Consider the following 13,836-nt stretch of genomic DNA (forward strand, 5'->3'; position numbering starts at 1 on the left):
GGTTCGGGGGAGCCGTCCACCGGCGGCGGCGCAGGTCCGGACGACAAGAGCTCGGGGTCGGGCTCGGGCGACCAGGGCTCGGGCAGCGGCTCGGGTGGCCAGGGGTCCGGCGGTGACTCCGGTGGTCAGGATTCGGGTGACGGCTCCGGTGACCAGGGCTCGGGTGGTGGTTCTGCCGGTTCCGGTAGCGATTCCGGCGGCCAGGATTCCGGCGGCCAGGGCTCCGGCGGCCAGGGCTCCGGCGGTCAGGGCTCCGACGGTCAGGGTGAGGGCGCTCCCGCCGCGGCGCCTGCCGCGTCGACCGCTCCCGGGGTCCCGGGCGCGTCGGCCACACCCGGCCAGGACGGACCGGGCGATGGCTCCGGCGATTCGGGCGGCAACTCCGGTGATGGGGGTTCCGGCGATACCGGAGGCGCGGGTGGCGACCAGGGCTCCGGAGGCGAGCAGCCGGGCGGGGGTGACGCCGGCTCGGGGAAGGCCGGCGAGGCCCCGGCCGGCTGCGCCCCGGCGGGCGGCGCCGCTGCCGTCCCGGCAGAGGCACCGGCGGCTCCCGCAGCTCCCGCGCCTCCCGCGGCCCCGCCCGCTCCGTCGGCTCCGGGAGCGGCCGCCTACCCGGGGGCCGAGACCAGCGCGGCGTCGATGCTGAACTGGGGTGAGCCGAACAAGGTCGACGAGTTCGACGGGGAGCTCACCGGCTGGAACATGTACGACGGTGAGGGACACGCCGGTGAGGGCCGTCGTTCCCCGGAGGCGGTCTCGACGAAGGACGGCATTCTCACCATCAACGGGGACGCCCAGGGCACCACCGGCGGCATGGCCTGGTCCGACGGCAGCCAGAAGTACGGGCGCTGGGAGGGCCGGGTGCGGGCGCCGGCGTCCGACCCGAGCTACAACGCCCTGCTGCTGCTCTGGCCGACCGCGGAGAACTTCCCGGTCGGAGGCGAGGTCGACTTCATGGAGATGACCGACCACACGCGACAGAAGACCGAGCTGTTCCTGCACTACGGCGAGGACAACAGCCAGGTGCAGGGGGTCGTCGATATCGATGCCACCCAGTGGCACAACTGGGCCGTCGAGTGGAGGCCGGACGGGATCACGGCGTTCGTCGACGGCAAGCCGTGGTGGCACACCGACGACACCTCGATCCTCCCGCCCGGCCCGATGCACCTGACGGTCCAGCTCGACTGGTTCCCGGAGGGCGAGGGCCCGGTCAAACCGTCCAAGATGGAGGTCGACTGGGTGCGCCAGTACCCGCTGCCGGAGTCGCAGCCGGGCGGCGCCGCCGGTGGCGGTTCCGGTGGTGGCTCCGGGGGCAACGACGAGGGCGTGCTCGACCGCATCGCCGGGCTGCCCGGCCGGATCACCGAGGGCAGCCCCGACGCCGGGTCGGCGACCCGCGGCCCGAGCGGCCCCTGACCGTCGTCGTCAGCGGTACTCCATGATCAGTACCGCGGTCGCGGTGGCCGTCAGCGCCCGGTAACCGTGCGGCCGGTCGGCGGGGAAGGTGAGGTAGTCACCGGGGTCGAGCTCGACCTCCTCGCCGTCCGGTCCGGCCTGCCACCGGCCCTCCTGGACGATCATGTGCTCCAGCGTGCCGGGGGAGTGCGGGTCCGCGGAGCGGGGCTCGCCGGGCGCGCCGCTGATCACGTGGACGTCCCGGCGGGCGCCCGGCGGGCAGGCCGACAGCAGGGCCGAGGTGAACGGGGAGTCCGCGGACCGGACGACCGGCCCGTGGCCGGCGCGCACCACCCGGGTCGCCGACACCGGCGGGTCCACCAGCGTGCTGAACGGCACCTCCGCGACGACCGCGATCGCCCACAACGTCTCCACGCTCGGGTTCCCGGTGCCGGCCTCCAGCTGGGACAGCGTCGACTTCGCGATGCCGGCCCGGCGGGCGAGCTCGGCCGAGGAGATCCCCAGCCGCTCGCGCTCCCGCCGGATGGCGGCTGCGATCGTCGCGAGGAGCGGTGTTCGTTCCATCGGTCCTCTCGTTCGGCTTGACGAACGTGGCTGACCGGTTCACTGTACCGGCCATGCGTTCGGCGAGGCGAACAGGGCGCGCGGAGGATCGGGCCGATCTCCGCGACGCGGTGACCATCTCGGTCGCGGTCGGTCTGGTGGGTGTGTCGTTCGGTGCGCTCGCGCCGGCGGCAGGCCTGTCCCCGGCGATGACGCTGGCGATGTCCGTGCTGGTGTTCGCCGGCGGTGCCCAGCTTCTGGTCACCGGCGTACTCGCGGCCGGTGGCGGGATCTGGGCCGCCGTCGCCGCCGGCCTCGTGCTGAACCTGCGGCACCTGCCGTTCGGCCTGGCTCTGGCCCGACACATCGGTGGTGGCTGGTCGCGGATCCCGGGGGCGCACGTGATCACCGACGAGTCGACGGCGTTCGTGCTGGCCCGCACCGAAGGGACGGAAGGTCGTGCGCGGCGGGCCTTCTGGAGCCTCGGATTGATCAAGTATGTCTGCTGGCAGCTCGGCACCGCCGGTGGCCTGCTGCTCGGCGCGGCCGTGCCGGACCCGTCGGCGTTCGGGCTCGACGCGGCGTTCCCCGCCGCGCTGCTGGCGATGCTGGTCCCGATGCTCAGCCGGGCCGATGCGCGCCGGGTCGGTGGGGGAGCGGCCGCGGTCTCGCTCGTCTGCGCCCCGTTCCTGCCGGCAGGCATCCCGGTGCTGGCCGGGCTGCTCGGCGTCGGTGCGGCCGTACGGCGGGGCCGGGCCGGCCGTGGCGATCCGGCTCCCGGTCCGGCTCTCGACGAAGGCGCGGACGGCTGTCGCGAGTCCGTGCGAGGCGCGCCGGACCCCGATGCGACCGGGTACGAACAGCGCGCGGGAGAGGCCTCGTGACGATCATCGCCCTCGTCGTGCTGGCTACGGGGACCTACCTGATGCGTCTCGTGCCGCTGCTGCTGCACGACAGGCTCGACCTCTCCGCGCGCACGATCCGCTTCGTCGAGCTCGGCGCGGTCGCCCTGCTCGTCGCGCTCGTCGCGACCGGGACCTGGTTCGAGGGCCAGGAGTTCGCCGGCTGGGCCCGTCCCGCCGGGGTGGCGGTCGCCGCCGTCGGGGTCTGGCGGCGGATGCCGTTCGTGTTGATCGTGGTACTCGCGGCGGTGACGACCGCGCTGCTGCGGCTGGCCGGCGTGCCCTGACACATGGCAGTGACGTGACGTCGGCCGGAATCCCCGCGCCCCACCGAGCGCGGTGACGGCCCGGCGGCGAGGATCGGTCGCATGCAGGTCCTCGTCGCCGGCGCCACCGGATACCTCGGATCGCGACTCGTTCCCCGCCTGCTGGGCGACGGGCACGACGTCCGCGTCCTGGTCCGCACGCCGTCCAAGGTCGTGGGGCAGCCGTGGACGGACGCGGTCGAGGTCGTCACCGGCGACGCCCGGGACGACGACGCGGTCGCGGCGGCGTGTGCCGGCGTCGACGCCGTCGCGTACCTGGTGCATGCCATGGACGGCCCCGGCTTCGCCGAGCGGGACCGGGACGCGGCACGTGCCCTGGCCGACGGTGCGGCCGCCGCGGGCGTGCGGCGGATCGTGTACCTGGGCGGCCTGCAGCCGGACGCCGAGGAGGGTCGGGTCTCGCCGCACCTGCGCTCCCGGCGCGAGGTCGGAGAGATCCTGCTCGAGGGGCCGGTTCCCACCGTCGTGCTGCGGGCCGGGATCGTCGTCGGCACCGGCTCGGCGAGCTTCGAGATGATCCGCCACCTCGCCGAGACGGCGATGGGAGGCCCGCCGGTGCTCCCGTTCCCGGACCGGGTGTGGAACCGGATCCAGCCGGTCGCGGTGGACGACGTCCTGCACGCCGTGGCCGGCTGCGTGGCGCTGGCGGACGGGGAGAACCGGGCGGTCGACATCGGCGGGCCCGAGGTGCTGACCTACCGCGGCCTGATGAACGGCTACGCCGAGGAGGCCGGGCTGCGACGCCCGTGGCCGGTGCCGGTGCCGGTGTCCGCGCCCCGCCTGACCGCCCGCGCGGTCGCCGCGCTCACCCCCGTCCGGCGAGACCTGGCCGAGCCGCTGGTCGAGTCGATGCGGCACGAGCTGGTGTGCGATCCGGACGACCTGGCCGAGCTCGACGCGCTCGTCGGCGCACCGCCCGGCGGGCGCACCCCGTACCGGACCGCCGTCCGACGGGCCCTCGACGGCGTCGGCGCGGCAGGGCCGGGGCCCTCCGACCCGCCCGGCACCGGGCCCGCCGAGTGGTCCACGACCGACGCCACCGGCGTCGACGCCCCGGCCCACGCGGTGTGGTCGGTGATCGAGACCCTGGGCGGGGAGCACGGCTGGTACACCGTCCCCGGGACGGCGACGATCACCGGGCTGGTCGACGTGCTGGCCGGAGGGCCGGGCGCGATCCCGACCTCCCGCACGCCCACGGCCCCGCCCCGGCTGATCGCCGGTGAGGAGCTGGACCGGTGGCGGATCGAGGCCGTCGAGCCGGGGGTCCGGCTGTTGCTGCGCGCGGAGTCGACGCTGCCCGGTGTGGCGCAACTGGAGCTGCGGGTCCGCCCGACCGGCCGCCTGACCAGCCTGTACTCCCAGACCCTGCGGTTCCGGCCGCGCGGGATGGCCGGCCGGCTGGCCTGGCTGGCCGCCTACCCGACCCAGCGCTTCGTGTTCGCGGTGATGGCGAGGACGCTCACCGGGGTGGCCGAGACCCGGTACCGGGCGCAGCTGCGCGGGGCGTGAGCGGCTACTCCCCGCGGGCCTGCGCGACCTGCTCGGCGCGGTCCTCGGAGGCCATCCGGGTCAGCTCGGCCCCGGCCTCGGCGTCCCGGGTGAGGTTGTCGCCGCTCTCCGGGTCGAACACGTGGATCTTCCTCGCGTCCAGCCAGAACTCCGCCTCGCGCCCCTCACGGATCCGGCTGGTCGAGTCGATCGACACGATCGCCTGGGTCCGCAGCTGGTCCGAGTCGAGCTCCCGGGACAGCTCCTTGAGCTGGGTGGCGACCTCCGGTGGGGCCTCGTAGGGGATGTAGGCGTACTGCGAGTCGCCCAGCCACTCGGTGACGTCGACCCTGGCGGTGAAGGTGGAGCCGACCGACTTCTTGGTTTCGTCCACCATGGACGCGTCCTCGAAGTACTCCGGGCGGATGCCGACCAGCACCAGCTCGCGATCCTTCACCTGCTCGGCGCGGGTCGCGTCGAGCTCGATCGGGCCGAACGGGGTGTTCAGGGTGGCGCCGGAGACGGACGCGGGCAGGAAGTTCATCGGCGGCGAGCCGATGAACCCGGCGACGAACAGGTTGACCGGCTGCTCGTAGAGCTCGCGCGGCGAGGCGACCTGCTGGATCACGCCCTTGCGGAGCACGCAGACCCGGTCGCCGAGGGTCATCGCCTCGGTCTGGTCGTGCGTGACGTAGACCGTGGTGATACCCAGCCGGCGCTGCAGCCGGGCGATCTCGGTGCGCATCTGCCCGCGGAGCTTGGCGTCGAGGTTGGACAGCGGCTCGTCGAAGAGGAACGCGTCGGCGTCCCGGACGATCGCGCGGCCCATCGCCACCCGCTGGCGCTGACCGCCGGAGAGGTTGGCCGGCTTGCGCTGCAGGTGCTCGTGCAGCTCCAGCACGCCCGCCGCGTCGTCCACCTTCTTCTGCACCTCGTCCTCGGGGGCCTTGGCCAGGCGCAGCGGGAACGCGATGTTCTCGTAGACCGACAGGTGCGGGTAGAGCGCGTAGTTCTGGAACACCATCGACAGGTTCCGGTCGCGCGGGGCCTTGTCGTTCATCCGGTTGCCGCCGATGACCATGTCGCCGGAGGTGATGTCCTCCAGACCGACGATCATCCGCAGCAGGGTGGACTTCCCGCAGCCGGACGGGCCGACGAGGATCATGAACTCGCCGTCGGCGATGTCCATGCTCACGTCGTTCACGGCCGGGAAGCCGTCCCCGTACCTCTTGACGATGTTGTGCATCTCGATCGACGCCATGGCCGGTCGCTTCCTTTCAGGTTCGGGCGGAGGGGGCTGTGCCGATGTTCGCTCCGCAAGCTCCGCTCAGCCCTTGACGGCGCCGTTGGTCAGGCCCGCGACGATGCGGCGCTGGAACAGCAGCACCAGCACGACGACGGGGATGGTCACGATCACCGCGGCGGCCGCGATCGGGCCGTTCGGGGACTCGAACTGGGACGCTCCGGAGAACAGGCCCAGCGCCGCCGGGACCGGCCGGGACGCTCCGGTCGAGGTCAGCGAGATGCCGTAGGCGAAGTCGTTCCAGGCGATGAAGAAGGCCAGGATCGCGGTGGTGAACACGCCTGGCGTGGCCAGCGGGACGATCACCTTGCGGAACGCCTGCCAGGTCGTCGCGCCGTCGACCTGGGCGGCCTGCTCCATCTCCCACGGGATCTCGCGGAAGAACGCCGAGAGCGTCCAGATCGACAGCGGCAGGGTCAGCGACAGGTAGGGGATGATCAGCCCGGGCCAGGTGTCGTAGAGCCCGATCTGGCGCCAGAGGTTGAACAGCGGCGTGACGATCGAGATCACCGGGAAGATCGCCACCGCCAGCGCCGTGGACAGGATCAGTTTCTTGCCCCAGAAGTCGAGCCGGGCGATCGCGTAGGCCGCGAACATCGCCAGTACGCAGGCGATGGCCGTCGCGATCAGCACGATGCCGAACGAGTTCCGCAACGCCGGCAGGAACAGCCCCGCGGCGTCACCGACCAGGATCGAGGAGTAGTTCTCCCAGGACAACGCGGTGGGCAGGAACTGCCCGTTGGCGATGTCCGACGACGACTTGAACGACAGCGACACGATCCAGCCGACCGGGAACAGCGCGTAGACGACGATCGCGACACCGGCGACGATCCAGAGGCCCTTCTCGCGGGTGCTCATCACTTCTCCCCTCGGGCCTGGGACAGGTCGACCCGGAAGCCCTTGATGAATCCGACGCTGATGATGACGACCGACAGGAACAGCAGCACCGACACCGCGGAGCCGAGGCCGATCTCGACCCGGGCGATGGTCTGCCGGTAGGCCAGGAACGACACCGTCTCGGTGTTGTTGGCCCCGGCCGTCATCACGAACACGCTGTCGAAGACCCGGAACGCGTCCAGCGTGCGGAAGAGCAGGGCCACCATGATCGCGGCCTTCATGTTCGGGATGGTGACCTTCCACATCCGCTGCCACCAGGTCGCGCCGTCGACCCGGGCGGCCTCTCCCAGCACGTCCGGCACCTGGGCCAGACCGGCGAGCAGCAGCAGCGAGATGAACGGCGTGGTCTTCCAGATCTCGGCCAGGCAGATCACGAACAGCGACGACCAGGTCCCGCCGAACCAGTCCGTGGTCGCCGTGATGCCGGGGAGCCAGTCGAACCAGGAGTTCACGAACCCGGAGTCCAGCGAGAACGCGAACTGCCAGGCGAACGCGGAGACGACCGTGATGACGGCGTAGGGGATCAGGATGACCGCCCGCAGGATCGGCCGGATCGCCTGGAGCGCGTTCATCATCACCAGTGCGAGCGCGAAGCCGAGCACCAGCTCGACGGCCACCGTGACGACGGTGATGAAGGTCGTGACACCGAACGAGGTCCACCAGATCTGGTCGGTGAGGATCACCAGGTAGTTGTTGAGTCCGACGAACTCGCGGTTGGCCGGGTCGGTCAGCCGGTAGTCGAACAGCGAGTAGTAGAACGCCTGGATGATCGGGTAGGCGGTGACCAGCAGCATCACCACGAACGCCGGACCGGCCAGCATCCAGCCCAGCCGCTGCTCGCCCCGTGCCCGGTCGCTGTGGCCCTCACCGCGGCCTGGCTCGGCGGTCGTCCCGCCGCCGGTGCCCGGCTGCACCGTCGTGGTACTCACAGCAGTTCCTCCTTGGCCATGACCGCGCGGATCAGCTCCGCGGTCGCCGGCCCGACGGTGCGCGGGTCGATGTCGCCGGGCGGGTGGTAGGTGCGCTGGACCGATTCGGAGACCTCGCTGTAGTACGGGGTCTGCGGGCGCGGCTTGGCCTGCTGCAGCGACTGCTCGATCACCGGCGCCATCGGGAACTCGCGTAGCACCTCGGGGTCGGAGAAGACCGCCTCCTTGGCCGCCGGGTTGCCGTTGGTGAGGAAGTACTGCTTCTGGTTCTCCTCGGAGACGATGCACTCGGTGGCCCGGTAGGCCAGCTCCGGGTTCGCGCTGAACGCGCCGACGCCGAGGTTGATCCCGCCGTAGGGCGGCGCGGACGGGCGGGCCGGGTCGGTCCGCGGGTAGAGCGCCCAGCCGTAGTCGGCCGGGGTGGAGGCGGGGACGGTGCCGTCCTCGACGGCGCTGTTGACCTTGCCCCAGATGAACGGCCAGATCGGCGAGAACATCGCCTCGCCGCTCTGGAAGGCCTCGGAGTTCTCGTCCTCGCTCGCGGTGGAGAACCCGGGCCCGGCGACGGCGGCGGTGGCCTTCAGGATCTCGGCCGCCTTCTCCGCGGCCGGGGTGTCCAGCCCGAGGCCGATCGCCTCCGGGGCGTCCGGCGACGGGTCGGTGACGATCTGGCCGCCACCCGACTCGATCAGCGCGTTCAGCCAGACGGTCAGCGACTCGGCCCGGATGCCCTGGGCGGCGATCTGCGCGTCCTTGGACTGCGCGGCGGCGATGATCTGGTCCCAGGTGACCGGCTTGGACAGGTCCAGCCCGGTGCCCTCGACCAGCGACTTGCGGTACCAGAGCAGCTGGGTGTTGGCCCAGAACGGCACCGTGACGAGCTCGCCACGCCAGCTGGCGCCCTCGAGGGCGGAGTTCACCACGCCGGCGGTGGTGCGGGCCGCGACGTCCTCGGGCACCGGCGCGAGGAAGCCCGCCTCGGCGAACTCCGGGATGTAGGGCGGGTCGATCGACATGATGTCGATCGAGGAGTCGCTCGCCGCGAGCCGGCGGATCAGCTGCTGGCGCTGCTCCGACGACTGGCGGGGGAGCTGGGACACCGCGATCTGGTACTCCCCGTTCGACGCCGCGGAGCAGGCCTCGGCGATCTCGGCCTGCCCGCCGTCGTCCGGGTTGATGTACCAGTTCAGGACGGGCGGGCCTGCGGGGGCGCCCCCGCAGCCGGCCAGGCCCAGGAACGCGGCTGCGGCCACGCCGGCCGCCACCGCCCTCCTCCACCGTGCGCGACGCATGCTGGTCACCTTCGAACTCCCCTGTTCGACGCTGCCGGTAGTGCGGGCCGCGGGACGGCGGGCCCATCTCCAGCCATCTGGAAGCGTTTGCAGCGGCGACTCTGGGTCCTGGACACGTTCGTGTCAAGGCTCACAGCGGCGCCGGCTGTGACGCCCGAGCATCACTGATCGTTCGGGGCGGGTCCAGCACGGGACGGCAACACAGGGGTTGCAATCGCTTGCAGAAGTACGGGATACATGTCGGGTGTCCGGACCGGTTAACCTGGCCGACGTGGCCCGGCGGGCCGGGGTCTCGCCGGCCACCGCCTCGCGCGCGCTCGGCGACCACCCGCATGTCGCCGTCCGCACCCGGGAGCGGGTCTGGCGGGCGGCGCGCGAGCTGGAGTACGTCGTCTCGCCGGAGGCCTCGGGACTGGCCCGCGGGACGACGGGACGGATCGCGGTCGTCGTCCCGCACCTGTCCCGCTGGTGGTTCGGTGCCGCGCTGGAGGGGCTGGCCGACGTGCTGCGCGCGGCCGGGATGGACCTGCTGGTCTACCGGCTGGGTGACCCCGCGGCCCGGCGGGCGTTCTTCGACGACCTGCCCGCCCGGCGGCGGGCGGACGCCGTCGTGCTGCTCGGGTTCGGGGTCGACGGGCACGAGCGACGGCGGCTGGAGCGGATTGGCGTCGGGATCGTCTCGGCCGGGGTGCGGACCGCGGCCTACCCGTCGGTCTGCATCGACGAGCGGGGCGCCGCCCGCCAGGCCGTCGACCACCTGCTGCACCTGGGACACCGGCGGATCGGGATGATCGTGACCCTGGATCCGGAGCTGGACCCCGAGCAGCCGGAGCAGCGTTCGGCCGCCTACACCGATGCGTTGCTCCGGGCCGGGTACGAGGTGGATCCGGCGCTGGTCGTCGAGGTGGCCTGGGGAGCCGATGGCGGCGCCGGCGCGATGGGCCAGCTGCTCGGCCTGGCCGACCCGCCGACGGCGGTGTTCGCGCACTCCGACGAGGTCGCCCTCGGCGCGGTCGGCACGCTGCGCCGGGCCGGGCTGCGGGTCCCCGGCGACGTCTCGGTGATCGGCATCGACGACCACCCGCTGGCGGCGCCGGCCGACCTCTCCACGGTCGCCCAGCAGGCGCACGAGCAGGGCGCGCTGGCCGGTCGCAGCGTCCTCGCCGAGCTGGCCGGGGACCCGGTGGAGCGGGTGGTCACGGTTCCCACCCGGCTGGTCATCCGGAGCAGCACAGCACCGCCGCGTGCCGGCCGCGCCGAACTCCCGGGGGCCGGATGATCCGCGGAAGCAGCGCCGGGTGAGGCCGGGGCGGGCGCGCCGGACGGCGCCGCGAGCACGGAACGGCGGGACGGGACCACGAAGACGGAGCGCAGCATGGCACTGCCGGAGCTGAGGCTGCGCGCCCCCTGCCCGGGGCTGCTGTCGCTGCCCTGGGAACGGCCGCTCGCCGAGTGGCAGGCCACCGAGGTCCCGCTGCGCGACGTGGCCGTCGGCCCGAGCCGGCACCTGGTCCGGTTCGTCGAGGCCGACGGGGAGCTGTGGGCGCTCAAGGACCTGCCCGAACGCATCGCCCGCCGCGAGTACGGCGTGCTGCGGCACTTGGAGGACGAGTGCCTGCCTGCGGTCCGCCCGGCCGGACTGGTGCTCCAGCCCGCGCACGACACGGCCGTGCTGGTGACCCGGTACCTGTCCGGCTCGTGGCAGTACCGCCGGCTGATCATGCGGCTGCCGCCGAACCAGCCGCGCCAGCGCGCCCGGCTGTTCGACGGGATGATCTCGCTGCTGGTCGAGCTGCACCGGCACGGGGTGTTCTGGGGGGACTGCTCGCTGGCCAACACGCTGTTCATGCGGGACGGTCAGGTGCTGCAGGCCTACCTGGTCGACGCCGAGACCTCCGAGATCCACGCGCAGCTCTCGGACGGCCAGCGCGAGCACGACCTGACCATCCTGGTGGAGAACGTGGCCGCCGGCATGATCGACCTGGCGACCCGCCTGGAGCGTCCGCCGGAGATCGTGCCGCAGCTGATCGACGAGGTCACCGCGCTGCCGGACCGCTACCGCGCGCTGTGGGACGCGCTGCACGCGACGCCGGTGTTCGCCTACGACGACCGGTACCGGGTCGAGGGGGCGGTCCGGGAGCTCAACGAGCTCGGCTTCGCCGTCGACGAGGTCGCGCTGCAGCCGGTCGATCGCGGTCGCGCCCGGCTGCAGGTGACGGTCGGGGACCGGAACTTCCACCGTGCCCGGCTCGCCCGGCTGACCGGGCTCGAAGTGGGGGAGGGGCAGGCGAAGATCCTGCTCGGGGACCTGCGGGCGCACCAGGAGTGGATGCGCCGGCGTACCGGCACCGAGGTCCCCGAGCGGGTCGCCGCCCGCAGCTGGGTCGACACCTGCCTGACCCCGGGCGCCGCGGCGGCGCACGAGGCGCTCGGCGGTGTCGGCTCGGAGATCCAGGCCTACTGCGACCTGCTGGAGGTGCGCTGGCTGCTGTCCGAGCGGGCCGGCGCGGACGTGGGCTCCGATGCCGCGCGGGCCGCCCTCGGCGGGCGGGCACCGACCGACTCGGCCGCGAAGACGGCCGTCGCCGACGCCCCCACGGGCGAGGGCGGCCCGGACGAGGACGCCGGCGACGAGGCGTGACCCGTGCTCAGCCCGCTCGCCCGGCCCAGCGGGCGAACGTCCGGGTGGCCAGCGCCGAGCCCGCGGTCAGCGACCGCAGGTCGACCGCGTGCCGCAGCAGCTCGGTCCGCGGCACCTCGGCCCGCACGTCGGTGTGTCCGGCCGTGTCCGGTTCGGTGGCCAGCACCTTCCCGCGGCGCGCGGACAGGTCGCCCAGGACCGCACCCAGGTGCTCGTCCCGGACCCGGATCAGCACCTCGTCCACCGGTTCGAGCAGGCGAAGCCCGCACACCTCCGCGGCCGCGCGCACGGCCAGCGCACCGGCGGTCTGGAACGCCGCGTCCGACGAGTCGACGCTGTGCGCCTTGCCGTCGACCAGCCGCGCGACGACGTCCACCACCGGATGGGCGTCGCCGTCCTCGACCGCGGGCAGGCCCCGGTCGAGCTGCGCGCGGATCCCCTTCTCGACGCTCGGCACGTACTGGGTGGGCACGGCACCGCCGACCACCCCGGAGCTGAAGGCCAGTCCGGACCCGGGCTCGCCCGGCGCGAACTCGACGTGGCAGACGGCGAACTGACCGTGCCCGCCGGACTGCTTCACGTGCCGGCCGGTGGCCCGGCCCGGACCGGCCAGGGTGAGCCGGAGCGGGACCCGGACCTCCTCCAGATCGACCTCGGCGCCGACGTCCCGGAGCCGGCCGAGCGCGACGTCGGCGTGTGCCTCGCCCGCGCACCACAACACGGTCTGCCGGGTCTCCGGGTCGCGCTCGAGCCGCAGCGCGGGATCGGTCGCGACCAGCCGGGCCAGTCCGCGCGCGACGGCGTCCTCGTCGGCCCGGTCGTGGGCGGCGACCGCGATCGGGAACAGCGGCTCGGGGTGGGACCAGGTGCTCAGGTGGACCGGATCCGCCGGGTCGGACAGGACGTCCCCGACGGCCGCCTCCAGCCGCGGCACGGCGCACAGGTCCCCGGCCACGCACTCGGTCGTCTCGCGCAGCACCGCGCCGAGCGGGGAGTGCAGGCGACCGATCTTCTCGTCGGTGTCGTGCACGTCCTCCACACTGGTGCGCGGTGCGGGTACCGGGCCACCGATGTGCACCCGGCTGTCCGGCCGCAACGTCCCGGAGTGCACCCGGAGCAGGCAGATCCGGCCGACGTAGGGGTCGGCGCCGGTGTGCACCACCTCGGCGACCAGCGGACCATCCGGGTCGGCGGACAGTAGCCCGCGGCCGGGATCGGACGGGGCAGGCGGCGTCCCGCCGGTCGGGGCGGGGAACGTCGTCGTGAGCAGCTCCAGCACCTCGTCCGCCCCGGGGCCGCCCGCGGTGCACACCGGGACCAGCGGGTGGAACGGACCACGGGCCAGCGCGGCCCGCATGCTCGCGGCCAGGGTCGCCGGGTCCAGCTCGTCGCCCGCGAGGTAGCGGTCCAGCAGCTCCGCGTCCTCGGACTGCTCGATGACCTGCTCGATCAGCGCCGACCGGGCGTCCGCGGCCTCCGGCGGTCCCGCGCCCGGGTCCCCGGCACGCAGGTCGTGCAGCCCGGTCAGGTCCCCGCCGCCGTCCCGGACCGGGAGGTGGATCGGCACGACACCGCGGCCGAACGCGTCCCGGCAGGCCGCCACCGTCGCCTCGACGTCGGCCTGCGCGCTGTCACAGCGGGTGAGCACGATCGCGCGCGGGATCCCGGCGCACTCCTCCCAGAGCGCCACCGTGGCCGCTTCCAGGGTGCCGGCTCGCCCCTCGGAGGACGGCAGCACGAACAGCACCGCGTCGGCCGCCCGGAGCCCGGCCAGCACGCCGCCCCGGAAGTCCCCGTAGCCGGGGGTGTCGAGCAGGTTGACGGTCATCTCGTTCCAGCGCAGCGGGGCGAGCGCGAGCCCGACCGACCGGTGCTGGCGGACCGCGGCCGGGTCGTGGTCGCAGACCGTGCTGCCCTCGGTGACCGACCCGGCCCGCGGGATCGTCCCGACGTGGGCCAGCAGCGCCTCGACCAGCGACGTCTTCCCGGCCCCTGACGGACCCACCAGGGCCACGTTGCGCACCAGGGCCGGGTCGGTCACCGCCGTGTGGGCAGGCGTCCCGGCACGTGCACGATCGGCCTTGACCGCCACGAGGACC

General features: G+C 73.4%; 12 protein-coding genes. 6 read left to right on the plus strand and 6 right to left on the minus strand.

Translation table 11 applies throughout. The annotated features are described in order from the left end of the window. Positions 1 to 639: 639 nt before the first annotated feature. The gene (locus ACLFMI_RS01250) at positions 640 to 1,416 is read left to right on the plus strand and encodes a glycoside hydrolase family 16 protein (RefSeq protein ID WP_410945813.1); all 777 of its coding nucleotides are present in this window, start codon (positions 640 to 642) and stop codon (positions 1,414 to 1,416) included. A 9-nt stretch (positions 1,417 to 1,425) separates the two neighbouring features. Here the strand turns inward: ACLFMI_RS01250 and ACLFMI_RS01255 are convergent, their stop codons facing one another. After that, the gene (locus tag ACLFMI_RS01255; protein ID WP_410945814.1) at positions 1,426 to 1,980 is read right to left on the minus strand and encodes a helix-turn-helix domain-containing protein; all 555 of its coding nucleotides are present in this window, start codon (positions 1,978 to 1,980) and stop codon (positions 1,426 to 1,428) included. Positions 1,981 to 2,090: 110 nt separating this feature from the next. Between ACLFMI_RS01255 and ACLFMI_RS01260 the strand changes: the two genes are divergently transcribed. From ACLFMI_RS01260 to ACLFMI_RS01270, 3 genes are all read left to right on the plus strand, one after another. After that, positions 2,091 to 2,843 (plus strand): AzlC family ABC transporter permease, encoded by a 753-nt coding sequence (locus ACLFMI_RS01260; protein ID WP_410945815.1) that lies wholly within the window; start codon positions 2,091 to 2,093, stop codon positions 2,841 to 2,843. Further along, entirely contained in the window at positions 2,840 to 3,148 is a 309-nt protein-coding gene (locus ACLFMI_RS01265; protein WP_410945816.1) for an AzlD domain-containing protein, read from the plus strand. The genes ACLFMI_RS01260 and ACLFMI_RS01265 overlap by 4 nt, the downstream gene beginning before the upstream one ends. An 81-nt stretch (positions 3,149 to 3,229) precedes the next feature. Continuing rightward, positions 3,230 to 4,696, plus strand: coding sequence for a DUF2867 domain-containing protein (locus tag ACLFMI_RS01270; RefSeq protein WP_410945817.1), 1,467 nt, complete (start codon positions 3,230 to 3,232; stop codon positions 4,694 to 4,696). Positions 4,697 to 4,700: 4 nt separating this feature from the next. Here ACLFMI_RS01270 and ACLFMI_RS01275 read toward each other — a convergent pair whose 3' ends face one another. The 4 genes from ACLFMI_RS01275 to ACLFMI_RS01290 form a co-directional block, all read right to left on the minus strand. Next, complete coding sequence (locus ACLFMI_RS01275; RefSeq protein ID WP_410945818.1) at positions 4,701 to 5,936, minus strand: ABC transporter ATP-binding protein; 1,236 nt, start codon at positions 5,934 to 5,936, stop codon at positions 4,701 to 4,703. Between the two features lie 66 nt (positions 5,937 to 6,002). Further along, positions 6,003 to 6,836, minus strand: coding sequence for a carbohydrate ABC transporter permease (locus ACLFMI_RS01280; RefSeq protein WP_410945819.1), 834 nt, complete (start codon positions 6,834 to 6,836; stop codon positions 6,003 to 6,005). Further along, complete coding sequence (locus tag ACLFMI_RS01285) at positions 6,836 to 7,804, minus strand: carbohydrate ABC transporter permease (protein ID WP_410945820.1); 969 nt, start codon at positions 7,802 to 7,804, stop codon at positions 6,836 to 6,838. The genes ACLFMI_RS01280 and ACLFMI_RS01285 overlap by 1 nt, the downstream gene beginning before the upstream one ends. After that, entirely contained in the window at positions 7,801 to 9,069 is a 1,269-nt protein-coding gene (locus ACLFMI_RS01290) for an extracellular solute-binding protein (RefSeq protein ID WP_410945821.1), read from the minus strand. The genes ACLFMI_RS01285 and ACLFMI_RS01290 overlap by 4 nt, the downstream gene beginning before the upstream one ends. Before the next feature lie 271 nt (positions 9,070 to 9,340). Here ACLFMI_RS01290 and ACLFMI_RS01295 point away from each other — a divergent pair, with 271 nt between their 5' ends. Beyond that, on the plus strand, positions 9,341 to 10,375 hold the full coding sequence (locus ACLFMI_RS01295) for a LacI family DNA-binding transcriptional regulator (RefSeq protein ID WP_410945822.1): 1,035 nt from the start codon (positions 9,341 to 9,343) through the stop codon (positions 10,373 to 10,375). A 96-nt stretch (positions 10,376 to 10,471) separates the two neighbouring features. Then, positions 10,472 to 11,737, plus strand: coding sequence for a DUF4032 domain-containing protein (locus tag ACLFMI_RS01300; RefSeq protein WP_410945823.1), 1,266 nt, complete (start codon positions 10,472 to 10,474; stop codon positions 11,735 to 11,737). A gap of 7 nt (positions 11,738 to 11,744) precedes the next feature. Here the strand turns inward: ACLFMI_RS01300 and ACLFMI_RS01305 are convergent, their stop codons facing one another. After that, a complete protein-coding gene (locus tag ACLFMI_RS01305) occupies positions 11,745 to 13,778 on the minus strand; it encodes an elongation factor G (RefSeq protein ID WP_410945824.1) in 2,034 nt (677 codons plus the stop codon). Positions 13,779 to 13,836 lie beyond the last annotated feature (58 nt).

The organism is Pseudonocardia nantongensis (genome assembly GCF_046546495.1).
Classification (GTDB): Bacteria; Actinomycetota; Actinomycetes; order Mycobacteriales; family Pseudonocardiaceae; genus Pseudonocardia; species Pseudonocardia nantongensis.

Excerpts from the sequence above, each read along its gene's own strand:
- ACLFMI_RS01275 (WP_410945818.1), bottom strand. The coding sequence starts at position 5,936 with ATGGCGTCGATCGAGATGCACAACATCGTCAAGAGGTACGGGGACGGC.
- ACLFMI_RS01250 (WP_410945813.1), top strand. The coding sequence starts at position 640 with ATGCTGAACTGGGGTGAGCCGAACAAGGTCGACGAGTTCGACGGGGAG.
- ACLFMI_RS01270 (WP_410945817.1), top strand. The coding sequence starts at position 3,230 with ATGCAGGTCCTCGTCGCCGGCGCCACCGGATACCTCGGATCGCGACTC.
- ACLFMI_RS01280 (WP_410945819.1), bottom strand. The coding sequence starts at position 6,836 with ATGAGCACCCGCGAGAAGGGCCTCTGGATCGTCGCCGGTGTCGCGATC.
- ACLFMI_RS01300 (WP_410945823.1), top strand. The coding sequence starts at position 10,472 with ATGGCACTGCCGGAGCTGAGGCTGCGCGCCCCCTGCCCGGGGCTGCTG.
- ACLFMI_RS01255 (WP_410945814.1), bottom strand. The coding sequence starts at position 1,980 with ATGGAACGAACACCGCTCCTCGCGACGATCGCAGCCGCCATCCGGCGG.